This is a genomic window from Planococcus sp. 1R117A, assembly GCF_051417975.1.
In the GTDB taxonomy this organism is placed as follows: Bacteria; Bacillota; Bacilli; order Bacillales_A; family Planococcaceae; genus Planococcus; species Planococcus shenhongbingii.
Genome location: NZ_JBPRLO010000004.1, coordinates 194,328 through 215,063 on the forward strand (window position 1 = coordinate 194,328; position 20,736 = coordinate 215,063).

Consider the following 20,736-nt stretch of genomic DNA (forward strand, 5'->3'; position numbering starts at 1 on the left):
TAGAAAAGGATGTAACGAATGACTGAAAGAAGACCTATTTGGACAAAAAGTTTTATCAATATATCAATAAGTACGTTTTTTATTTTTATTGTATTTTATGCTTTATTAACGTTTATCCCCATTTATGTTCTGACTGACATGGAAGGCACTGCAACACAAGGAGGCTTAGCTGTATCAGCTTTCTTGATCTCAGCTATTATCCTGCGCTTTTTTGCAGGTTTGATTTTGGAGAAATACGGAAAGAAAAAGATTTTGGTTATCAGCGTACTGATGTTCACCATCAGCACCATTCTCTACGTTTTCATAGGAGGGTTCACAGCTCTATTGTTTCTGCGTTTTTTCCATGGCATATGGTTTGGCTTAGTAACTACAGTTGCCGGTGCGATTGCAGCGGATATCGTGCCGCCGGAACGCCGTGGCGAAGGGCTGGGCTATTATGGGATCGCCATGAACCTGGCTATTGTAGCAGGGCCTTTTATCGCGTTAACTTTACAGCCCTTTATGGCTGCACGAAGCATTTTTGCTGTTCTCGGGGTCATTATGGCCATCGGGTTCTTCTGTGCTTTATGGGTTAAGGTAGACGAAAATCCGATAGTAGCCAAAGAAGAAAAGCGCAAACTGGGATTCAATGATTTTGTAGAGAAAAAAGCAGTGCCCATTGCAAGCGTCAGCTTTTTTACTTCATTTGCCTATGCCAGCATCATTTCATTCATCTCAGTATATGCAGCATCGTTGGGCTTGATCAAAACGGCCAGCTTTTTCTTTATGGTATACGCAGTGGCTATGCTGTTAGTCAGACCTTTTAGCGGCCGGCTTTTCGATTCGGTAGGACCCAATATTGTGATAATCCCTTCTCTGATCATGTTTGCTGTTGGCCTGTTTGCGCTTAGCCAAACCGAGTCTGCATGGATGTTCCTGCTATCCGGTGCCTTAGTCGGAATTGGTTACGGCACATTGCTGCCAAGCTTTCAGACGCTGGCCATTCAAGCAGCGGACAAACACCGGAGCGGTTATGCGACAGGTACGTTTTTTGCTTTATACGATTTCGGAATTGCCATCGGTTCCATTTCGCTCGGAATCATTGTCGCAGTATTCGGCTATTCGAATTTATACTTAATACTGTCTGTTTTTGTTTTATGCACCGTCTTCTACTATATGTGGATCATGAAAAAGCAAAAAACTACAGCCAACTAAGAAAAGCGGAAGCACCCGTGTAGATTCGACGGGCATAAGACGATTCGGCGAAGCGGCATGTTTTCAGCCGCACAGCCGAAGTGGCTTATGACCCTAGAATCTGGGTGCTGCAGCTAGACAGCTTAAAAAGCGGAAGCGCCAGTGTAGGTTCGACAGGCAAGAGATGGACCAAAAGCAGTTTGGGCCGTCTCTTTGCGACGAAGCACGAAGTCCTGCAACGCACTTTCCTGTCTCGAAGCTAGCGCAGCGATGCAGAGACAGGAGCGTAAGCGACGAAGCGGCTTGGCTCTCACCCGCGGCTGAAAACCTATGCTCCTGCAGCGCTGTGCGCTTCGTCGCAAAGACTTAGCCTCGCAGGCTTCGGCTAATGTCTTCGCAGCTGGTTGGCGGAATATCGGTTAAGAAATGATCCCTAATACAAGTTCAACTTTTTCAATAAGCTGAAAACAGGCATCCCGCGTATCGGGATGCCTGTTTTTTATTAAATAACGTTTAATGTGACTTCTCCAATACCTTCATAGCTGGCAGTATAAATGCCTTTTTCCAATTTATGGGGAAGGATAAAGGTGCCGGACGAAACAGACATGCCTTTTTCAAGCTTCAAGCCATGTCCCGCCAATTCAGTTACAAGCCATTTTACAGCATGTACAGGATGATCCAGAACCGTTGAGGAAGTGTCGGATGCAAGTTCTTTTCCGTTAAAGTGCAAAGTTCCTTTCATATCAGCTAATTGTTCGTAAGTTAAACCTTCTACAGGCTTTCCGGCAATGATTTTTCCAGCCACTGCACTGTCCGCGATAACTTGACCGAGGGTGATTTTAGGGAACCAATCTTCAAAACGGGAATCGGGCACTTCGATTCCCGGTGCAATTAAGGTTTTCTCCAGAATGGCTTGAACATCATCCTCTACGGATAAATCTTCTTTAAGGATAAAAATCAATTCAATTTCAATTAAAGGGGAAGACATCATTTCCAGAGAAACGGTTCCATTGCTTAACGCGGAAGTGGTCAAAGCTCCATATAAAGGTGTATCCGAACGGAATAATTTTTGAGTTTCGGGGCTGGTTAAACTGATTTTATAGCCTGCCAGCCGTTCAGCGGCTTCAGTCGCTTTTTTACTTGTCACAATGTGCTGCAGTTCGTAAGCTTCGTCTTTTTTCAAAAAAGGGGGAATCAGTTCTTTTGTGATCTGTTTCTTATGTATATAAGCGTCGTAAAGAATATCGGCCATTTTCTGGCTGCTAAATTCAATGGATTCCATATTGGATATCTCCTTTCGAATCTTTCGAATAATCATACCATTTAAAATGTTATTTTAAAATATGGATTTAACGATGATAATTTATTAGCCATAGATATAGGAAATACTCCTGTAAATAAAGAAAATCCGTTGTCCTTAAAAAGGAAACGGATTTTTTCATCATAGTATATAAATAAAAACTGACAGGAAATGGCATAGACTGCCAAGCAAGATGAAAATATGGAATATTTCATGGAAACCTAAATACTTTGAAGATAGGAAGCCAGGTTTTAAACCATAAATGATGCCGCCGACTGTGTACAAAAGACCACCTACAATCAGCAACATCAATCCTGGAAGAGGCAAACTGTCAGCAAGCGGAACAACGGCGAAAATAATAATCCAGCCCATGGCGATATATAAGGCTGTGGAAAGCCAGCGCGGCGAATGGAACCATACCATTTTAAAGAAAATGCCACTCAAGCCAATAGCCGCCACAAAACCAAACAACGACCAGCCGAGCGGACCTTCAAGCGCAATCAGGCAAAAAGGGGCGTAGGAGCCCGCAATCAAAGCAAAAATCATGGAATGGTCGAGTTTTCTTAAAAAAGCAATTAAACGCGGATCGGCTATTGCCGTATGGTAAATGGCAGAAGCCAAATACAGGCAAATCAAGCTGACGCCAAAAATAATGACTGAAGCAAGATGAAGTGGCGGTGCATCAGCATAGGCGGCTTTGATGACCATGGCGAGCAATGCAATAAAGGATAAAATGGCTCCTGCCAAATGGGACAGCGCATTAAAAGGTTCTCTTATGTAAGCAGTCATTGGAACGTACACCTCTTTCTATCTAGTTATTGAAACTACATAAGATGATACTCTTGTTTTATTTGGTGGTCAAGCTTGGAGAATATTCAATAGTGAGGTAAAATTAACAGTATCAAATAAGGCATTGAAGGTGAAAGCCATGGAAGACTCAGAACAGCTTATTAAAAATTTAGGCCTCCAAAGTGGAGTTTTGCTGGAAGATATACCGAAAATCGACTTGTATATCGACCAAATCATTCAACTGTTTGAAACCAGCTTTGCTGATGCGAAGAGAAACGAAGATGAGAAGATTTTAACGAAAACCATGATTAATAATTATGCAAAAGGCAAGCTCTTTTATCCTGTCCAAAATAAAAAGTATACACGTAATCATATTATGTTGATTAGTCTGATTTATCAGATGAAAAGCGCTTTATCCATCAACGATGTGAAACAGGTGCTGGATGGCCTCAATAAAAAAGCCTTGCAGCAAGATTTAAATTTAGAAAGTTTCTATGAAAGCTATTTGAAGCTCCAGCAAGGAAATATTACTATTTTTACTGAAGGACTGAAGGAACAGAGCAAGCGGGTGGGACAAGAAGTGCAGGGAGCAGAAGAGGCACAGGAAATTGAGCAAGTGCTGCTGATTGCTTCATTGGTGCATACCAGCAATCTTTACCGAAGGGCTGCAGAAAAATTGGTGGATGAAATGAAAGAGCGGGGGAAAGTCGAATGACGAAAGTGCTGATAGATGCAGACGGCTGTCCAGTGGTGGATTTGACAATTTCAATTGCCAAACAGTTTCATCTTCCAGTGTTGCTGCTTTGTGACACGACCCATAATATGCAGCGTCCGGGAGCGGAGACCATTATTGTTTCAAAAGGGATGGATGCTGTAGATTTCGTGCTGGTGAACCGTGTCGATAAAGGAGATGTCGTAGTAACTCAGGATTACGGGCTCGCCGCTATGGTGCTTGCTAAACGGGGCTTTCCGATTGATCAAAATGGCCGTATCTATTCTGAAACAAATATTGATCAACTGCTTTATAGCCGCCACATTTCTAAAAAAGTCCGCCAAAGCGGAGGGCGCATGAAAGGCCCCAAAAAACGCAGACAAGAAGACAATGAAAAATTTGAAGAGAGCTTGCTCATGTTATTGGATAAATTGATAACTCAATGAAAAATGGACCCGGCAATTTCAAGCCGGGTCCATTTTTGTACCAATTATTAAATTGTCCATCGGTTGTTAACCAAAGCCACTAAAATCCATTTGCCATTGCTGCCTTTCTCAAAAACCATGTTGAGGTTCTGCCAATCCATATGGTCATACTGCTCGGTTCCTGGATAATAAAATTCCACAATCTGGCCAGTTGGGAAACGTTCTCTGATTTGATCACGTGTCATTGGCTGTTGGGTGCGTCCGAATCGTTCTTTTTCTTCATAAGAGGCATTCATCAAGTACTCGTCATAATAGCCGGCTGGCGTCAATTTGATTGGGAAGCCGCTGCCATCCTGATGGCCCCATTCATAGACTTTTTTGCTTTCCATGAATCCTTGCACTTGGGCTTTAGTGAAGGTTACTCCTCCGTCATTAAGGCAACCACCGCTATAAGGACAGAACGTCAAGCCTTTTTGATTGCTGACATACTTGGAAACCGCTGCAAAGTCCTTCTCTTTCAAATCCACTAAAATGTCATTGGCGGTTTCAAGCAAGGCGTGTTTGTCAGGAATGAAAGACGGTTCAACGGCCCGTGCCAGGAATGCCGCGAATTCGGCGCGGGTCACTCGCGGATGCAGCCGGAACGTATTGTCCCGGTAACCTCGGATCACACCTTGATAGGAAGCGCGGGATACGGCATCAAAAGAATAGGAGCCTGGCTTCACATCTTTGTATTTTGCGCCTGGCGCTTCAGGAAAATCAAAGGCCCGATCCAGAATGACAGCAGTGTCACCTCGGGTTATGAACTGTCCTGGGCGGAACGTCCGGTCTTTGTAACCCAGCAGGATTCCTTCCGCTGCCGCTGAAGCGATATAGCCTGAAGCGGGATGGCTAGCAGGTACATCTTTGTAAGGCGTGGCACGCTTAGTGCCGTCAAGTTCAAGGGCGCGTCCGATCATGACCATGGCATCAGCACGGGAAACTGGTTTATTGGGCCGGAAAGTGCCATCCGGATAACCGGACACAATCCCTTCCTGATGCAAGTAAATGATTTCAGGGGCAAAAGGGTCATTGGCGAAAAGGTCATCAAATGTCACAACAGCTTTTACGGGAGCAGAAAAAGCACTGAATATAAGGATGAACGCTGCTGCTAGAGACAAAATCGATTTCATTTTTATCCCTCCCTAGTTAAGTCGATTTTACCACAAAATTGAGAACAGATAAATAAAAAGACTGTTTTTTCTGGCAATAATAATATGAATTTGAGATGCCTTAGATGAATATTTTTAGAAGGTGGGGGAATACCAAAGGTAAAGAGATTGATCCAAGGAAGGAGAACCTTATGGATAAAATTCTGATTGTCGTCACCAATCATTCCGCTCTAGGCAGAAGAGGAAAGAAAACGGGACTTTGGCTCAGAGAATTAACGGACTTTTACCATGAAGTAAGAGATTTATTTGAGGTAGACATTATCAGTACTTCCCCACAGCGGGTGCCTCTGGATCCGAGAAGTTTGCTGGAAGTGCTGACCAACAAAAAGACAAGGGCGTACTACATGAATGATGAGCTGATGGATCAAATTAAGCGTCCGCTTACACCGGACCAAGTGGATGGCACGGATTACGCTGCCATATACTTTGCTGGCGGGCATGGAACCATGTGGGATTTCCTGGACAATAAACAATTGCAGGAACTGACAAAAACGGTTTACGAAAAAGGGGGCATTGTCTCCGCGGTCTGCCATGGGCCATGCGGCTTGCTGAATGTCCAGCTGTCTGATGGACGTTATCTATTGTCAGGGCATGTGGTGACCGGTTTCTCGAATCAGGAAGAAAAGATCATAGGGCTCTATAAGGATATTCCGTATTCACTGGAAGATAGCTTGAGGGAACGGGGAACGCTCTTTAAACAAGCGGCACTGCCGTTTACTTCTTGCGTCATTCTGTCAGGGCGCCTGATTACAGGCCAAAATCCAGCATCAGCAAGAGGAGTAGCGTTGAAAGTGATCGAACAATGCCGGCAGCAGGAAGAAAAAGAATATCATTACAAGATGGAAGCGTAATTCAGCTTCCATCTTTTTTTCGCTGCTGCATATATTGTTGAGCTTCCAGGGGGAAATCTGTCTGGATAATGTTAAAACCCTTATCTGCCAGCCATCCCCATCCTTTATCAGGATCGGTGCGGGAGACAGAATCACAATGACCTGCATTTTCAGCATTATCCAGGGAATTGCTCCAAACATTTGCCTGGCTTCGCATTTGTTGCATGATTGGCTTGGAAACGACTTTATCCGAATCGCTGTAAAAAAGGATTTCAATGGCGATTGGAGAAACACAACTGAGCAATTCATCGAGCTGATTCAAGCTGCTGTCCTGAACTTTATGCATATAATACAAAGGCTGCTTTTTGGAATGGAAAAAATTCCGGACTTTTTCAACTGGTTCATCGCTTTTCCATAAAACGTGGTCAAAAGCATCCAATTCTTCCAGCAAGCCGTATAGCTTCTCGCGAAAAAGCCATGCTTTATCTGCGTTGATCATGGCTTTTCCTTTGACAAGGGAAAGCACTTCCCGAAGAGTGGGAACTAATTCATCTGTAAGCTTGGCCTGTCTTCCACCATTCTTTTCTTTTAAGGTCAGTGAACGGATTTGAGACATAGTCAGCTCTGCAATCTTTCCTTTGCCACTAGTCATCCGGTCGACGGTAGAATCATGCATCACTATTAAATGGCCATCTTTTGTTTGTTGGAGGTCCAGTTCAATCAAATAAATCCGTTGGTCCAGACATTGTTGAAAAGCGCTCAACGAATTTTCAGGAACAGTTCCCCAGAGGCCGCGGTGAGCTACAGCGAAAAAAGGATGCTGTTTTTGCTGCAATGCCGCTAAAAATTCCGGGTAATTGTCAAAGGTTAAGGCCGATGTTTTCCCTCTTTCACTCATTAGCCATCCCTCCAATAGACGAATCTAATAATACAATCTTTTCCAATACCCCTTAATCGCAACGTTTAATCCAAATAACAACAGGGTATTTTCAATTAATTACTACTTTTTAGGAGGAGTTTTGAAATGGCTGAAAGATCGGTGATAGGATATTACGACAATGAGAAAGAAGCAATCAATGCAATAGAAGAATTGAAGTTGCAAGGTTACCGGCCTGAAGATATTTCAGTGCTTAGCAAAAGCAAAGGAGAAACCGAAACAGTCATTGAAGAAACAGGAACTCACGCCGGAGAAGGCGCAGCAACCGGTATTTTAACGGGCGGTGCACTTGGCGGCTTAGGAGGAGTGCTGGCAGGAATCGGTGCGCTGGCAATTCCGGGGATTGGTCCGATCATAGCGGCTGGGCCAATTGCAGCAGGGCTAACTGGAGCTGCTGCTGGTGCTGGGATCGGAGGGCTCACGGGCGCTTTGATCGGCATGGGGGTCCCTGAAGAAGAAGCGAAAGAATATGAAACCCATTTTAACAAAGGCAAAATCTTAGTGCTGCTGGATGACGACAATGACAGGGACAAAGATACATTGGGTCGAGCGAATAGAAGTGTTTTATAGTATACGAAAGTAAGCCATCCTCTGCAAAGGGTGGTTTTTTTGACAGAAACTTAAAAAGGAGGAAAGAATATGTCGTTTATTCGGAAAGTGGTGACAGAAAACGCTCCATACCATGTAGATCAAAAAGAAATTGTTGGCGTCGTCAGGAATTTATTCGGAGGGCATTATGACGATATTGAAAGGTTGCTGCGAGTATTTGGCAATGGGCAAATTGAAGGGCGCTATTTTGCGGCTCCACTCGAATGGTTTGAACGGGAACGCGGACTTGAAGAGAAAAATCTGCTGTATATCGAAGAAGCCGTGCGAATGGGCAGCAATGCAGTAAAGCGCTGCCTTGAAGAAGCAGAGGTGGATAAAGGGGAAATCGACGCTTTTATTTTCGTCTCCAGTTCCGGCATGTCCACTCCTACCATCGATGCCCGTATCATGAACGAATTGCACTTGCCGCCCCATATTAAACGCCTTCCGTTATGGGGCTTGGGATGTGCAGGAGGAGCTTCCGGCATAAGCCGGGCCCATGATTATTGCACGGCTTATCCAGATGCCAAAGTGCTTGTGCTGTGCTTGGAGCTGTGCAGCTTGACGTTCCAGCGTTCCAACACATCCAAAAGCAATTTAATCGCTACTTCCTTATTCGCTGACGGTGCAGCTTGTGCTTTGGTGACAGGGAAAAATGATCGGACAGCAGGATCTGGTTTCTTTATTAGAGAAACCCAATCGACGTTAATGCGGGATTCTGAAGACGTCATGGGCTGGGACGTCAAAGATGAAGGGCTGCATGTGGTATTTTCCCGGGATATCCCAAAAATCATTGAAAATTGGTTAAAGCCAAATGTCGATCTGTTTTTGGATAAAATCGGGAAAACGTCTGCTGACATCATGCATTTTGTGGCTCATCCAGGCGGCAAAAAAGTGCTGGCAGCCTATGAAAAATCGCTCGGCATTGCCAAAGAAAAAACGGATATCTCTAGAAACGTCCTGGCACAGTACGGAAATATGTCCTCGCCGACTGTGTTGTTTGTGTTGAAAGATTTTATGGAGAAAAAGCCGAAGAGCGGGGAAGAAGGGCTTTTGACAGCGCTTGGTCCCGGGTTCAGTTCCGAAATGCTTTGGCTGGAATGGGGAGAAGCCGGCTCATGACATTTTTCTACCTATTAGTCGGATTTGTTATCGTGCAGCGGTTGCTTGAAGTGATGTATGCCAAATCCAATGAGCGGACGATGAAAAGTCAGGGTGCGATAGAAGCCGGTGCGGACCATTACAAGTGGATTGTGCTGCTCCATGTCTTGTTCTTTGTTTCGCTTATAGCTGAAGTGCTATTTATACAAAAAGGGCTTGGAAAAGCTTGGGCTGCATTTCTAGTAATCTTGATCATCGCCCAAATTCTCCGGATATGGGCATTGGCATCATTGGGCCGTTTCTGGAATACCAAAATCATCGTGCTGCCTGGAGCGGAAAAAGTGAAAAAGGGGCCATACCGATGGCTCCCTCACCCCAATTATATTGTTGTTTCGTTGGAGATTGCAGCCCTTCCACTCATATTCGGAGCCTGGCGTACAGCTGTCGTCTTTTCAATTGCGAATGCTTTTCTGCTGCTTTTTGTCCGAATTCCTGCTGAAGAAAAAGCTTTACAGGAATTGGAAGAATAAATAAAAGCAATTTTTTTTTGACTTTGTAGTTAAAAAGTAAGTTATAGGGTATACAGAAGAGTATACGTATCTATCATGTTTCTATTTGGAGGGATTTTGATGAAAAAATCAACAATGAACACAGTAATAGGAAGCGCACTTGCTGCAGCAGCGGGAATCTTCGTGTACCGTGCTTATCAAGAAAAAAATACCGTATCAGTGGCTGCCGACGTAGACATGAGACATAGCCTAAAAGTTGATCAGCGTGAAAGTGTGGAAGCTGATGTAGACCCCGCTGAAAAAGGGCTTACACAACTGGATTCGGCTTATCGCGATGAATGGCAAGCCAATGCTTTCCCACAAACGCATAGAGAAATGAAAGAACTGGAAGAAGATAAATAATGATCTGACAAAAGAGCGGAAGCTGGTACGATTTTGCTTCCGCTCTTTTTACTGTTGTTTTTTAAATGTGCAACCATTAAAGAAAGAAGTGAAATTATGTGGATTAAAAAACCTTTTTTTGAATATGCGACAGCCGTTTTGCTGATTGTTATTATTCTCTTTTTTCTAGGCAAAATCGATTATGCACTATGGCCATTCAAAGTCATCATCGCTACGGTTTTTGCTCCTATATTGATTGCTGGACTTTTATATTATTTAATTCGCCCATTGCTTCATTTATTAATGCGCTATATGCCAAAGGTGGCTGGAATCACAGTTGTGTTTTCAATTGTTTTTATTGCTCTTTCTGCAGTGGTTTATTATTTTGGCCCTACAATAAAAGACCAGGTGGCGAGTCTTGCAGAACTGGCACCTCAAACCGTAGAAGAAGTAACAGAAGAATCAGGAGACGCGATGTCGGATTTTGAATTTGCCGGCCTGTCTGGAAATGAAATAAAAAATCGGATAGTAACGTACATAGAGAATGTATCGAGCAATTTAATGGAGAACGTCATGACGATTCTGACAACCTTGATGAATATAGCCGTTGTTTTGATTGTTGTGCCGTTTATTTTGTTTTTCCTGTTAAAAGACGATGAAAAACTGATTCCTCATTTGATGAGATATCTTTCAGAAGAACACAAACCGGAAGGCAGGAAACTGTTGAAAGATGTAGATCAAACTCTCTCAAATTATATACTTGGCCAAGCTACTGTAGCGGTGGTCGTAGGGGTATTCATGTTTATCGGTTATTTGATCATTGGCCTTGATTATGCGCTCTTGCTCGCTGTTTTTGCTATGTTCCTCATCATCGTTCCATTTTTAGGGCCGATCATTGGCGTCATTCCGGCTATTTTCGTTGCCTTGATGAGTGGAGAACCTTTTTTGGCTGTAAAAGTATTAGTGGTTTTACTAGTCGTGCAGCAGTTGGAAGGGAACTTAGTAACTCCTAATATCATGGGGAACCGTTTAAATATTCATCCTTTAACCATCATCTTATTATTGCTGATTGCGGCCGCTCTTTATGGGTTTGTCGGCATTTTAATCGCCATTCCGCTTTATGCAGTCCTTAAAACCCTGATACATAACTTCCGCCTATTTATCCGCTTGCGAAAAAAGAGGGAAATTGCAAAAGAAGGGTAAAAAGAATCACGAATCAAAAAACTATGAGTTTATTTTCTTAGGAAGGTTCTGAATCTTTGAAGTTTATGATATATTATGTAGTAGTATTTTATGAAAAGAATAAAGGGGGCACCAAAATGAAAAAGTTCAGTTTATTGTTTCTTCTTGTGTCATTAATGCTGGTTCTTGCAGCATGTGGATCGAATGAATCTGCTGATGATACAAGTGGATCTGGTGGGGAAAGTGAAAGCAAAACTTACAAAGTCGGTATTGATACAACGTATCCGCCGTTTGAGTTTGAAGAAAATGGGGAGTACACAGGAATTGACATCGATATCATCAATGCAATTGCAGAAAGCCAAGGATTTAAAATTGAATTTAACCCGATGGACTTCGGTGGAATCATTCCGGCATTGCAAGCTGGCCAATTGGATGTAGCAATTGCAGGAATGAGTATCACAGACGAGCGCAAAAAAGTAGTGGATTTCTCTGATCCGTATTTTGATGCAGGTTTGTCATTGGTAGTCAGCAAAGACAACAACGACATCACGACATTGGATGATTTGAAAGGCAAAACTGTTGCAGTGAAAAGTGGGACTACAGGCTCTAAATTCGCAATGGATAACGAATCGAAATATGGCTACACAGTAGCACAATTCGAAGATAGCCCATCTATGTTCCAGGAAGTTTCAAATGGCAACGCCGATGTACTTTTGGAAGATTACCCGGTAATTGCTTATGCAATCGCGCAAAGCGGCCTGGAGTTGAAAACAGCTGGTGATCGCTTGACTGGAGATCAGTACGGAATTGCTGTGCTGAAAGGCGAAAATGCTGACTTGCTTGAAAAAATCAATGCAGGTTTGCAGGAATTGCGTGACAGCGGGGAATACGATGAGATTCTAAGTAAATATATTGCTGAATAAACGCCTTATATGTAGCGCGCAGCAGCGCGCTGCATTTTTTTATGATTCCATTTTAACGGCCATTGGATTTTCCATTTGTTAAAGTGAAAGATCCAATGGCTGTAAAAGTGTAATTGGATGGACTGGCAATCCACAGTGGTGAGGCCCGCTATGGATTGAAGTTTCTTTGTATGTAAAGGAGATGTGAAAATGGATACAGTTGTGAATGCCCTGCCTTTTCTAATGGATGGATTGCAAGTTACTCTTTATATCTTTGCCATTGCGATCGTGCTTGGTTTTATTATCGGATTGATTGTGGCCCTATTCCGTTTAGCGCCGATTAAAATCTTAAACTGGATTGCAAAGATTTTTGTTGATGCAATCCGAGGAACACCATTTATCGTTCAATTATTCTTCATCTATTTTGGTTTGAACTCACTTGGCTTTTTCTCGATGGATAATACAACAGCGGGTATTGTCACTGTAGCGATCAATGCTGGAGCTTATTTCTCGGAAATTATCCGGGCAGGCATCCAGTCCATTGATAAAGGGCAAACAGAAGCGGCGCGTTCCCTTGGTTTGAATGCTACGCAAAATATGCGTTATATCATCTTGCCGCAGGCATTCCGCCGGATGCTGCCGACTATCACCAACCAGGCAATCATCTCGCTGAAAGATACGTCGCTTCTGTCGGTCATCGGAATCGCTGATTTGACGCAAGAAGGCCGCATCCAGGCCAGCCAGACATTTGAAGCGTTTACGATTTACTTAACCCTTGGAGTCATTTACTTCATCATCATTTACTTGCTCTCATTGTTAGCGAGCTTTGTAGAAAGGAAGTTTGTACTGCGATGACTATGATTAGAGTAGAAAACTTGAAAAAATCATTCGGCCCCATAGAAGTTTTAAAAGATATAAGCACGGTAATCAAAGAAAAAGAAGTGGTTTGTGTAATCGGTCCGTCGGGTTCCGGGAAAAGTACTTTCCTTCGCTGCATGAATCGCCTTGAAGACATTACCGGCGGCCACGTGTATATTGAAGACATTGATATTACAGATCCAAAAGTTGACATCAACAAAGTCCGCCAAGACGTCGGCATGGTGTTCCAGCAATTTAACCTATTCCCGCATAAAAGTGTATTGGAAAACATTACGCTGGCACCGATGAAATTAAAGAAAAGCGATAAAAAGGCTGTTACTGAAAAAGCATATGCTTTGCTTGATAAAGTAGGATTGCGTGAGAAAGCGAAAGCGTATCCGGGGGAATTGTCGGGTGGCCAAAAGCAGCGTGTGGCGATTGCGCGTGCGCTTGCAATGGACCCGAAAATTATGCTTTTTGATGAACCGACTTCGGCTCTTGACCCGGAGATGGTTGGAGACGTGCTAGACGTTATGAAGCAGCTTGCGATTGAAGGGATGACGATGGTCATCGTGACGCATGAAATGGGCTTTGCACGTGAAGTAGGCGACCGTGTCATGTTCATCGACGGCGGCTTTATCGTCGAAGAAAATGTGCCGGCTGAATTATTTGGTAATCCTCAGCACGAACGGACAAAAGCTTTCTTGAGTAAAGTGCTGTAAGCAAAGCGAAGCTGAATGAGTGAAATGCCAACTTGAAAACAATAAGTAATAGTCAAAAACACGTCCTTTTGGACGTGTTTTTTTGTTGCGTTGCTATTTTCATCAATGAATAATCTTTTCAGATAATTCGGACAAATTAATACAAAATATAAGAGAAATATGTTAAATTAAAAGGACAGATAGCGATACGATGAGAGGTGGGAAAGATGAAAAAGTTCAGTTTCTTACTGATTCTTTTGTCACTGATTCTTATCGTAGCAGCGTGCGTGCAGCAAGGTGGAGAATCTGAATCTGAAGGAGAAGGTGGCAGCGAAGGAGAAGCAAACGTAGAAAACGGCGAAGGCGAAGGGATTTATACGGTGGGAATTGACACCACGTATCCGCCTTTCGAATTCCAAAAAAGCGGAGAATACCAAGGGATTGACGTGGAGCTGATTAAAGCGATTGCAGAAAACCAAGGGTTTGAAATTCAATTTCGTCCAATGGATTTTATCGGGATCATTCCGGCACTTGAAGAAGGTGAATTGGATCTGGCAATTGCAGGGATGAGCATTACAGAAGAACGAAAAGAAGTGTTGGATTTCTCTGATCCTTACTTCGATGCGGGATTGACACTCGTTACCGCAAAGGACAATACGGACATTAGCTCGCTAGAAGATCTAGATGGAAAAATCATTGCTGTTAAGAGTGGGACAACTGGTTCGAAATTTGTCGGCGAAAACCAAGAGAAATATGGTTACAGAGTCGCTTATTTCGATGACAGTCCTTCTATGTTTCTGGAAGTTGCAAACGGTCATGCAGTAGCCTTAGTAGAGGATTACCCAGTGATTTCTTACGCAATTACTACACGGAATCTTGAACTGAAAACAGTCGGAGAACGTTTGACAGATGAGAAATACGGCATTGCAGTTTTAAAAGGCCAGCATAGTGAATTGCTGGAGAAAATCAATGAAGGGCTTCAGCAATTGCGGGATGACGGTACGTACGAAGAGATTGTGACTAAATACATTAAGAGCTGAAATGTAAGTTTCCTCGAAGACCGGTCTGGCGTTAACGCCAGACCGGTCTTCTTTTAATCATCGAGCCATCAGAAGAGAGCTATGAATTGGCTTTTGCGCTTTATATTTTTGCTTTTATAAAGGAGAATCGTATTTTTGCCGTTACTGGCCGTATTCTCATCACTACTGGTCGTATTTCCGCTGTAACTGGTCATATTCCGCAAATAACTGGCCGTATTTTCAAAAGTCATCAAAAAACCGGTTTAGACGACAGTCCAAACCGGTTTTAAAAATCTTATTCTTCGTCGAAAACATGAACTTTCGTCATTTTATCGCCATTTTTCATTGCTTTTGCAGTTTCAAGGCCTGAAGTGACTTGGCCGAAAACTGTATGAACACCGTCAAGATGCGGTTGTGGTGCATGAACGATAAAGAACTGGCTTGATCCAGTGTCTTTTCCGGCATGGGCCATAGACAAGCTTCCCGCTTGGTGTTTATGCGGGTTGCCTTCAGTTTCACATTTGATTGTTTTGCCGCTGCCGCCAGCGCCAGTTCCTGTAGGGTCGCCTCCTTGAGAAACGAAACCTGGAATGACACGGTGGAATGTTACGTCGTTGTAGAATCCGGAGTTTGCAAGATCCTCAAAGTTTTTTACTGTGTTGGGTGCTTCGTTCGGGAAAAGTTCGAATTCGATGATTTCGCCGTTTTCCATGTGGATGTGTCCTTTTTTAGCCATTTAAAACATCTCCTTTTCAAGTTGTACACTCATCAGTATATCGATTTTTTATGTAGCTGTATAATCATATGGCATATTACAAGGCTTTTAATGATCCGCCGTCTATTACAAGAGACTGGCCTGTCATATAGGAATTAGCAGAAGAAGCGAGAAAAACCACAATTTTCGCAAATTCTTCAGGTTTCCCGTAACGGCCAATTGGAATCTGTCCTTTCCTGCGCGCGACGATTTCTTCAATAGATACATTTTGGTTCTCCGCTGAAATTTGATCAAGTTCTTCAAGGCGGTCAGTCGAGATGCGGCCAGGGCCAATCGTGTTCACTAAAATATTGTCTTTCGCGACTTCGCGAGCCAAGGTTTTCGAAAAGCCGACCATGCCGGCGCGGAATGTATTCGACAAAATCAGTCCATCAATCACTTCTTTTGTTGAAGAAGAAGAAATATTGATGATGCGGCCAAATTGCTGTTCTTTCATATAAGGAAGAACAGCGCGCGATGCCCGGATATAACTCAACAAGTTTCGATCAAAAGCGGTATACCAGTCGCTGTCGGTTACACCGTCAAAACCCCCTGCTTTTGGACCTCCAGTATTGTTAATCAGGATATCAATGCGTCCGAACTTTTCACCTGCAAATTGAAATAAGGAAGCGATGTCTTCTTCTTTCGACATATCGCATACGCGGTAATGGACATTGTCGTTTCCAGAGTGCTGCTTGATTTCTTCGGCTGTTGTCTGAAGTGCTTCTTCATCGCGGCTGGAAATGAGGACAGTTGCTCCTTCTTTGGCAAATTCCCGTGCTGTTGCCTTGCCTAGCCCTTTGCTTGAAGCCATCACAACTACCACTTTGTCTTTGATTCCTAAATCCATGCCATTCATCCTCTCGATTGTTCTTCAAGTATTAGTGTACTGAAAGAAAGCAAAAAATGCAGTGGAAATGTAGAAAATTCAAACTTTTATTTTTGCAAGTTCAATCATTAGTCTGATTGCGTGAAATAGGGGGAAATATGATAGGATATAGGTACTGATTAGATTAGGAGTGTTATAAATGGAAGAACGCGAAATTTTTGATATAACGATTATTGGCGGCGGGCCAACAGGTCTGTTTGCTTCCTTTTACGGCGGCATGCGCAAAATGAAAGTAAAAATCATTGACAGCTTGCCGCAGCTGGGCGGACAGCTAACTGAACTGTACCCGGATAAATTCATTTACGATGTCGGTGGATTCGAAAAGGTGCTGGCAAAAGATTTGGTGGATAACTTGGTCCGCCAGGCAAACTATGGCGATCCAGCGATTTGCTTAGAAGAAACTGTGGCAGAAGTGGAACGCGAAGGCGACCATTTTATGATCCGTACTGATAAAGATGAGCATTATACAAAATCCATTTTGCTGACAGCTGGAGTAGGAGCATTCCAGCCGCGTAAAATCGGCGTAGAAAACTCCGAACCGTTTGAAGGCAAAACGCTGCATTATGGCGTCAAAGATTTGACGATGTTCCACGACAAAAAAGTGGTTGTCCTTGGCGGCGGAGATTCAGCTGTCGACTGGGCAATGATGCTTGAAAACGTAGCTTCACATGTAATATTAAGCCATCGCCGTGAAAAAATGACGGCACATGAAGCGAACATTGATACACTTCTTCAATCAAAAGTAGAAGTGAAGAAACCTTATGGTGTGAAGGAACTGGTCGGTGAAAATGGCCAAGTCCGTGAAATCATTCTGGTCGATAAAGAAGGCAATGAAGAGCAGATTGAAGCAGATCACGTTATTGTCAACTATGGCAATATTACTTCGCTTGGGCCGATTAAAGAATGGGGCTTAGAGATGGAGAAAAACTCTGTAGTCGTCAATTCAAAAATGGAAACGAGCATTCCGGGAATTTATGCAGCAGGAGACATTGCCACTTACGAAGGTAAAGTGAAGCTGATTGCAGTTGGTTTCGGTGAAGCGCCGACAGCAATCAATAACGCAAAAGCATACCTTGATCCAAAATCGAAAATCCAACCCTTGCACAGTACCAGCGTATTCAAATAAAAAATGAGCCGGCCAAATGGCCGGCTCATTTTTATTTTGCTCTTTTTGGTTTATTCACAAGCGGATCTTTCTGTAGGGCTTTGAAAAACGATGCCCCCATTAAAAGTAAAACTACCGAGAACGGCAAGGCTGCAATGATTAACGCATTTTGGAGGCCTTGTGTCCCGCCGGTATAAAGGACGATGGCTGCGACTGCTGCCTGGAGGAAGCCCCATGTGACCTTTACAAGATTCGGCGGATTCAGAAGGCCGCCAGTCGTTTGCATGCCCAACACAAACGTCGCTGAATCAGCGGATGTAATGAAGAAGACGCTAATAACAAATAATGTGATGAATGCCATCAATGTGCCTAAGGGATAATGCTGCAGCATTCCGAATGTGGCTGTTTCAATGCTGTATTCCGAAATTTTTGCAATGCCGTTTTGTTCCAAATTCAGTGCGGAGGCGCCGAAGACAGCAAAAAAGATAAAACAGACGAGCGACGGGGCAAATAATACGCCAATCATAAACTCTTTGATTGTTCGGCCTCTTGAAATGCGGGCGATAAAAATTCCAACAAATGGTGCCCATGAAACCCACCAAGCCCAGTAAAAAATGGTCCAGGAATTGACCCATGCCCTTTTCTCAGGATTTTGGGGTTCCAGATTGAAGCTCATATTAAAGAAGTTATTAAGGTAACCGCCGAATGCATCGGTGAACGAATTCAATATGTATAAAGTTGGACCCGCGAAAAGCATCATGAGGAGCAGCACAACTGCTACTATCATATTAATATTGCTTAAGTATTTAATGCCTCTTCCTATCCCTGACCATGCCGAGCCTACATATAAAATAGTTGAAACGGCTAGAATAAGCAGCTGAAAAGTAAAAGTGTCTGGGGTGCCGAAAAGAAAAGATAAACCTTCATTCAATTGCGCAGTTCCGAATCCCAACGTGGAAGCGACACCAACAACAGTAGCAAAAACCGCCAGGACATCAATTAGTTTTCCAGCAAATCCGGCCATGGCTTTTTTGCCGAATAACGGCACCAATGTGGCGCTGATCAAACCGGGAGCGCCGTTATGGAATTTAAAATAAGCAAGGACCAGTGCGACAATCCCGTATACTGCCCATGCATGCAAACCCCAATGGAAAAAAGAAAACTGCAGGGCTTCGGATATCGCTTCCTCAGAACCGGGCTCTGAACGCGGGGTGCTGGTGAAAGCGTGGGAAATCGGCTCTGCCGTTGTCCAAAATACAAGCCCCATGCCCATTCCTGCGCTGAATAACATCGCAAACCAGGAAGGCAATGAAAATTCAGGTTCTTCATCCGCCTTCCCTAATTTGATATTCGCATATCTAGAAAAAATCATATAGATGCAGAATGCCAAAATAAGAAAAACTGTAACTAAATAATACCAGCCAAAAGTATCCGAGATGGTGGCAGTCAGATATCCGGTATATTCATTAAACTTTGTCGGTGAGACAAGTCCCCATATGACCATGCCTAAACACAGTGCAAGAGAAACCCAAAAAACTGATGTGACTTCCTTCATTTTTCCCCCTCTTTCCTTAAAAAAGCTTACAAATAAACAATAATTCCCCAATATAATTCACATAAACCCAATAATTGAAAGAATCTGCTTCATTACAAAATGTAATACGGATTGAAATGACGTAACGCAATTGTTATTTTATAACTGTCGTTTTGTCATCTGAATGAAATGTTTAGGTGGTATGATGCTCCTTGTTAGTGAAAAGGAGGAATTTCATTTATGAAAAAACATATCATTGCACTAACTGCAATCGCAGCTTTAAGTGTAGGGGCAGCCGGCCAAGCCAGCGCTCAATCATCGTATACAGTAAATTCAGGGGACACGCTTTGGGGCATTTCACAAGCGCAGAACGTTTCAGTAGAACAATTAAAAGGGTGGAACGACTTATCATCGGACCTTATTTTCCCGCAGCAGCAGCTTGAACTTGGTTCAACAGAAAAAGCAGCAGCAGTATCGGAAGACAAAGCTACATATACAGTAGCAAGCGGCGATACATTATTTAAAGTCGCTCAAGCACATAATATTTCACTAGAAGAACTAATGAGCTGGAATGGTATTACAGGCCACTGGATTTATCCTGGAGACAAATTAGTTGTCAAAGGCGGAACACCAATCTCTGTTCCTAAAGCACCAAAAGAAGCAGCAGCACCTGCTCAAGCAGCACCAGCAGCAGCGCCTGCTCAGGCAGCAGCTAAAGCACCTGCCAAAGCAGCAGCACCCGCACAAGCGGCAGCATCAACTCAATCAGGTAAAGAAATGACTGTATCAGCTACAGCTTACACAGCATTTTGCACGGGATGCTCAGGCGTTACGGCAACTGGACAAGACTTGCGTTCTAACCCGAACCAAAAAGTAATCGCAGTAGACCCGACAGTTATTCCATTAGGATCAAAAGTTTGGGTTGAAGGCTACGGTACAGCAATCGCTGGAGATACTGGCGGCGCAATCAAAGGAAACAAAATTGATGTATTTATTCCATCACAAGGTGCAGCTCTTGACTGGGGCCGCAAAACAGTTAATATCAAAATCTTAAATTAATAGAAAAATGCTACAAAGCCGAGGTGACCATTCCCTTGGCCTTTTTTATTGCTCCAAAAAGAGGCAATCCATGGCGGATTGCCTCTTTTTTGTTACCCCGAATTCAATGCTTTTTTTATTTTCCTGAAGTATTTACTGTAATAAGCGGCTGAATCGAATTTTCCTTCAACCCGAAACGGATTATATTTTCTCTGCCTTTTTTGTAATCCGGATCTGTAATTTCCGGATACAGGTTTGTCAGGACAGTCGCGGAAGAACCTTGGATTTTTACTTCATCCTGCTGGAAAGAAATAACCTTATTGTGTACAGCGTTTTCCAATCCGATTTCGTCTTTCAACTGCTTCTGAAATTTGTTTAAGTAAGCCTGGTTAAAGCATTCTACCAGAAAAATCATGAGAAAGATGAACAAGAGAGCGAAGACGAGAGCAACCCAGTCATCCTGGAGAAAGTATAAAGCAACGGCGGGAGCTAATATAAACAGGAATAAAAACATCATATTGGCTACCCGATAGAAATAGACCTGCTGTTCCGCTTTCTCGATTTCCACCGAATAATGCTGTTTCAAACTTTGCACATCCATGATTTGGTAACGCTCCAAATCATATTCAAGCTGAGGGTCAAAGACACGTGTCAATGTGATATCCTGGGTATCCGTGTCGAAATAATAGCGCAAATCCAATAAAGAATCCTTCCATTTTAAATACTGGGGAACTTCTTTTAAGGATACTTTTAGGTCCATTGGAGCCATCCTTTCTTAGGATAATAATATTTTGGTTT

General features: G+C 43.2%; 24 protein-coding genes. 16 read left to right on the forward strand and 8 right to left on the reverse strand.

Features of this window, described 5'->3' with window-relative positions:
* Positions 1 to 18: 18 nt before the first annotated feature.
* Positions 19 to 1,194 carry an MFS transporter gene (locus tag ACSFXN_RS13735; protein WP_437150666.1) on the forward strand — a complete coding sequence of 392 codons (1,176 nt, stop codon included), beginning with the start codon at positions 19 to 21 and terminating at the stop codon, positions 1,192 to 1,194.
* Positions 1,195 to 1,675: 481 nt separating this feature from the next.
* On the opposite strand, the gene ACSFXN_RS13740 is transcribed toward ACSFXN_RS13735, so the two are convergent.
* The gene (locus ACSFXN_RS13740) at positions 1,676 to 2,455 is read right to left on the reverse strand and encodes a 2-keto-4-pentenoate hydratase (protein ID WP_437150667.1); all 780 of its coding nucleotides are present in this window, start codon (positions 2,453 to 2,455) and stop codon (positions 1,676 to 1,678) included.
* 159 nt (positions 2,456 to 2,614) lie between these two features.
* A complete protein-coding gene (trhA, locus tag ACSFXN_RS13745) occupies positions 2,615 to 3,262 on the reverse strand; it encodes a PAQR family membrane homeostasis protein TrhA (RefSeq protein WP_437150668.1) in 648 nt (215 codons plus the stop codon).
* Positions 3,263 to 3,401: 139 nt separating this feature from the next.
* On the opposite strand from trhA, the gene ACSFXN_RS13750 reads away from it, so the two are divergent.
* Together ACSFXN_RS13750 and ACSFXN_RS13755 are read left to right on the forward strand one after the other, a co-directional pair.
* Positions 3,402 to 3,977, forward strand: a complete 576-nt coding sequence (locus ACSFXN_RS13750) for a DUF1836 domain-containing protein (protein ID WP_437150669.1) — start codon at positions 3,402 to 3,404, stop codon at positions 3,975 to 3,977.
* Positions 3,974 to 4,420 carry a YaiI/YqxD family protein gene (locus tag ACSFXN_RS13755; protein ID WP_437150670.1) on the forward strand — a complete coding sequence of 149 codons (447 nt, stop codon included), beginning with the start codon at positions 3,974 to 3,976 and terminating at the stop codon, positions 4,418 to 4,420. The genes ACSFXN_RS13750 and ACSFXN_RS13755 overlap by 4 nt, the downstream gene beginning before the upstream one ends.
* A 47-nt stretch (positions 4,421 to 4,467) precedes the next feature.
* Here ACSFXN_RS13755 and ACSFXN_RS13760 read toward each other — a convergent pair whose 3' ends face one another.
* Entirely contained in the window at positions 4,468 to 5,571 is a 1,104-nt protein-coding gene (locus ACSFXN_RS13760) for an S-layer homology domain-containing protein (RefSeq protein WP_437150671.1), read from the reverse strand.
* A 170-nt stretch (positions 5,572 to 5,741) separates the two neighbouring features.
* On the opposite strand from ACSFXN_RS13760, the gene ACSFXN_RS13765 reads away from it, so the two are divergent.
* Entirely contained in the window at positions 5,742 to 6,461 is a 720-nt protein-coding gene (locus ACSFXN_RS13765; protein WP_437150672.1) for a type 1 glutamine amidotransferase domain-containing protein, read from the forward strand.
* 1 nt (position 6,462) lies between these two features.
* Here the strand turns inward: ACSFXN_RS13765 and ACSFXN_RS13770 are convergent, their stop codons facing one another.
* The gene (locus tag ACSFXN_RS13770; protein WP_437150673.1) at positions 6,463 to 7,338 is read right to left on the reverse strand and encodes a glycerophosphodiester phosphodiesterase family protein; all 876 of its coding nucleotides are present in this window, start codon (positions 7,336 to 7,338) and stop codon (positions 6,463 to 6,465) included.
* Between the two features lie 126 nt (positions 7,339 to 7,464).
* Here ACSFXN_RS13770 and ACSFXN_RS13775 point away from each other — a divergent pair, with 126 nt between their 5' ends.
* The 10 genes from ACSFXN_RS13775 (at position 7,465) to ACSFXN_RS13820 (ending at position 14,908) form a co-directional block, all read left to right on the forward strand.
* Positions 7,465 to 7,947: a general stress protein gene (locus tag ACSFXN_RS13775; RefSeq protein ID WP_437150674.1), complete on the forward strand. Its 483-nt coding sequence runs from the start codon at positions 7,465 to 7,467 to the stop codon at positions 7,945 to 7,947.
* Between the two features lie 69 nt (positions 7,948 to 8,016).
* Positions 8,017 to 9,087 (forward strand): type III polyketide synthase, encoded by a 1,071-nt coding sequence (locus ACSFXN_RS13780; RefSeq protein WP_437150675.1) that lies wholly within the window; start codon positions 8,017 to 8,019, stop codon positions 9,085 to 9,087.
* A complete protein-coding gene (locus ACSFXN_RS13785; protein WP_437150676.1) occupies positions 9,084 to 9,596 on the forward strand; it encodes an isoprenylcysteine carboxyl methyltransferase family protein in 513 nt (170 codons plus the stop codon). Before ACSFXN_RS13780 ends, ACSFXN_RS13785 begins: the two co-directional genes overlap by 4 nt.
* 99 nt (positions 9,597 to 9,695) lie before the next feature.
* Entirely contained in the window at positions 9,696 to 9,977 is a 282-nt protein-coding gene (locus ACSFXN_RS13790) for a hypothetical protein (protein WP_437150677.1), read from the forward strand.
* A 96-nt stretch (positions 9,978 to 10,073) separates the two neighbouring features.
* Positions 10,074 to 11,159, forward strand: a complete 1,086-nt coding sequence (locus ACSFXN_RS13795; protein WP_300991180.1) for an AI-2E family transporter — start codon at positions 10,074 to 10,076, stop codon at positions 11,157 to 11,159.
* A gap of 116 nt (positions 11,160 to 11,275) precedes the next feature.
* Positions 11,276 to 12,061: a transporter substrate-binding domain-containing protein gene (locus ACSFXN_RS13800; RefSeq protein ID WP_437150678.1), complete on the forward strand. Its 786-nt coding sequence runs from the start codon at positions 11,276 to 11,278 to the stop codon at positions 12,059 to 12,061.
* A 189-nt stretch (positions 12,062 to 12,250) separates the two neighbouring features.
* The gene (locus ACSFXN_RS13805; protein ID WP_300991182.1) at positions 12,251 to 12,895 is read left to right on the forward strand and encodes an amino acid ABC transporter permease; all 645 of its coding nucleotides are present in this window, start codon (positions 12,251 to 12,253) and stop codon (positions 12,893 to 12,895) included.
* Positions 12,892 to 13,620, forward strand: coding sequence for an amino acid ABC transporter ATP-binding protein (locus tag ACSFXN_RS13810; protein WP_437150679.1), 729 nt, complete (start codon positions 12,892 to 12,894; stop codon positions 13,618 to 13,620). Before ACSFXN_RS13805 ends, ACSFXN_RS13810 begins: the two co-directional genes overlap by 4 nt.
* Before the next feature lie 206 nt (positions 13,621 to 13,826).
* A complete protein-coding gene (locus ACSFXN_RS13815; RefSeq protein WP_437150680.1) occupies positions 13,827 to 14,639 on the forward strand; it encodes a transporter substrate-binding domain-containing protein in 813 nt (270 codons plus the stop codon).
* Positions 14,640 to 14,725: 86 nt separating this feature from the next.
* A complete protein-coding gene (locus ACSFXN_RS13820) occupies positions 14,726 to 14,908 on the forward strand; it encodes a hypothetical protein (protein WP_437150681.1) in 183 nt (60 codons plus the stop codon).
* Between the two features lie 5 nt (positions 14,909 to 14,913).
* Here ACSFXN_RS13820 and ACSFXN_RS13825 read toward each other — a convergent pair whose 3' ends face one another.
* Positions 14,914 to 15,354, reverse strand: coding sequence for a peptidylprolyl isomerase (locus tag ACSFXN_RS13825; RefSeq protein ID WP_300991185.1), 441 nt, complete (start codon positions 15,352 to 15,354; stop codon positions 14,914 to 14,916).
* A 76-nt stretch (positions 15,355 to 15,430) separates the two neighbouring features.
* Entirely contained in the window at positions 15,431 to 16,222 is a 792-nt protein-coding gene (locus ACSFXN_RS13830) for an SDR family oxidoreductase (protein ID WP_437150682.1), read from the reverse strand.
* A 178-nt stretch (positions 16,223 to 16,400) separates the two neighbouring features.
* Here ACSFXN_RS13830 and ACSFXN_RS13835 point away from each other — a divergent pair, with 178 nt between their 5' ends.
* Complete coding sequence (locus tag ACSFXN_RS13835; protein WP_437150683.1) at positions 16,401 to 17,387, forward strand: NAD(P)/FAD-dependent oxidoreductase; 987 nt, start codon at positions 16,401 to 16,403, stop codon at positions 17,385 to 17,387.
* A gap of 31 nt (positions 17,388 to 17,418) precedes the next feature.
* On the opposite strand, the gene ACSFXN_RS13840 is transcribed toward ACSFXN_RS13835, so the two are convergent.
* Complete coding sequence (locus tag ACSFXN_RS13840) at positions 17,419 to 18,921, reverse strand: BCCT family transporter (protein ID WP_437150684.1); 1,503 nt, start codon at positions 18,919 to 18,921, stop codon at positions 17,419 to 17,421.
* A gap of 219 nt (positions 18,922 to 19,140) precedes the next feature.
* On the opposite strand from ACSFXN_RS13840, the gene ACSFXN_RS13845 reads away from it, so the two are divergent.
* The gene (locus ACSFXN_RS13845) at positions 19,141 to 19,959 is read left to right on the forward strand and encodes a LysM peptidoglycan-binding domain-containing protein (RefSeq protein ID WP_437150685.1); all 819 of its coding nucleotides are present in this window, start codon (positions 19,141 to 19,143) and stop codon (positions 19,957 to 19,959) included.
* 115 nt (positions 19,960 to 20,074) lie between these two features.
* Here the strand turns inward: ACSFXN_RS13845 and ACSFXN_RS13850 are convergent, their stop codons facing one another.
* On the reverse strand, positions 20,075 to 20,698 hold the full coding sequence (locus ACSFXN_RS13850) for a hypothetical protein (protein ID WP_437150686.1): 624 nt from the start codon (positions 20,696 to 20,698) through the stop codon (positions 20,075 to 20,077).
* Positions 20,699 to 20,736: the final 38 nt, after the last annotated feature.

Excerpts from the sequence above, each read along its gene's own strand:
- ACSFXN_RS13800 (WP_437150678.1), top strand. The coding sequence starts at position 11,276 with ATGAAAAAGTTCAGTTTATTGTTTCTTCTTGTGTCATTAATGCTGGTT.
- ACSFXN_RS13845 (WP_437150685.1), top strand. The coding sequence starts at position 19,141 with ATGAAAAAACATATCATTGCACTAACTGCAATCGCAGCTTTAAGTGTA.
- ACSFXN_RS13830 (WP_437150682.1), bottom strand. The coding sequence starts at position 16,222 with ATGGATTTAGGAATCAAAGACAAAGTGGTAGTTGTGATGGCTTCAAGC.
- trhA (WP_437150668.1), bottom strand. The coding sequence starts at position 3,262 with ATGACTGCTTACATAAGAGAACCTTTTAATGCGCTGTCCCATTTGGCA.
- ACSFXN_RS13835 (WP_437150683.1), top strand. The coding sequence starts at position 16,401 with ATGGAAGAACGCGAAATTTTTGATATAACGATTATTGGCGGCGGGCCA.
- ACSFXN_RS13795 (WP_300991180.1), top strand. The coding sequence starts at position 10,074 with ATGTGGATTAAAAAACCTTTTTTTGAATATGCGACAGCCGTTTTGCTG.
- ACSFXN_RS13790 (WP_437150677.1), top strand. The coding sequence starts at position 9,696 with ATGAAAAAATCAACAATGAACACAGTAATAGGAAGCGCACTTGCTGCA.
- ACSFXN_RS13850 (WP_437150686.1), bottom strand. The coding sequence starts at position 20,698 with ATGGACCTAAAAGTATCCTTAAAAGAAGTTCCCCAGTATTTAAAATGG.
- ACSFXN_RS13740 (WP_437150667.1), bottom strand. The coding sequence starts at position 2,455 with ATGGAATCCATTGAATTTAGCAGCCAGAAAATGGCCGATATTCTTTAC.
- ACSFXN_RS13750 (WP_437150669.1), top strand. The coding sequence starts at position 3,402 with ATGGAAGACTCAGAACAGCTTATTAAAAATTTAGGCCTCCAAAGTGGA.
- ACSFXN_RS13775 (WP_437150674.1), top strand. The coding sequence starts at position 7,465 with ATGGCTGAAAGATCGGTGATAGGATATTACGACAATGAGAAAGAAGCA.
- ACSFXN_RS13825 (WP_300991185.1), bottom strand. The coding sequence starts at position 15,354 with ATGGCTAAAAAAGGACACATCCACATGGAAAACGGCGAAATCATCGAA.
- ACSFXN_RS13735 (WP_437150666.1), top strand. The coding sequence starts at position 19 with ATGACTGAAAGAAGACCTATTTGGACAAAAAGTTTTATCAATATATCA.
- ACSFXN_RS13805 (WP_300991182.1), top strand. The coding sequence starts at position 12,251 with ATGGATACAGTTGTGAATGCCCTGCCTTTTCTAATGGATGGATTGCAA.
- ACSFXN_RS13840 (WP_437150684.1), bottom strand. The coding sequence starts at position 18,921 with ATGAAGGAAGTCACATCAGTTTTTTGGGTTTCTCTTGCACTGTGTTTA.
- ACSFXN_RS13810 (WP_437150679.1), top strand. The coding sequence starts at position 12,892 with ATGACTATGATTAGAGTAGAAAACTTGAAAAAATCATTCGGCCCCATA.
- ACSFXN_RS13755 (WP_437150670.1), top strand. The coding sequence starts at position 3,974 with ATGACGAAAGTGCTGATAGATGCAGACGGCTGTCCAGTGGTGGATTTG.
- ACSFXN_RS13785 (WP_437150676.1), top strand. The coding sequence starts at position 9,084 with ATGACATTTTTCTACCTATTAGTCGGATTTGTTATCGTGCAGCGGTTG.
- ACSFXN_RS13780 (WP_437150675.1), top strand. The coding sequence starts at position 8,017 with ATGTCGTTTATTCGGAAAGTGGTGACAGAAAACGCTCCATACCATGTA.
- ACSFXN_RS13770 (WP_437150673.1), bottom strand. The coding sequence starts at position 7,338 with ATGAGTGAAAGAGGGAAAACATCGGCCTTAACCTTTGACAATTACCCG.
- ACSFXN_RS13765 (WP_437150672.1), top strand. The coding sequence starts at position 5,742 with ATGGATAAAATTCTGATTGTCGTCACCAATCATTCCGCTCTAGGCAGA.
- ACSFXN_RS13815 (WP_437150680.1), top strand. The coding sequence starts at position 13,827 with ATGAAAAAGTTCAGTTTCTTACTGATTCTTTTGTCACTGATTCTTATC.
- ACSFXN_RS13760 (WP_437150671.1), bottom strand. The coding sequence starts at position 5,571 with ATGAAATCGATTTTGTCTCTAGCAGCAGCGTTCATCCTTATATTCAGT.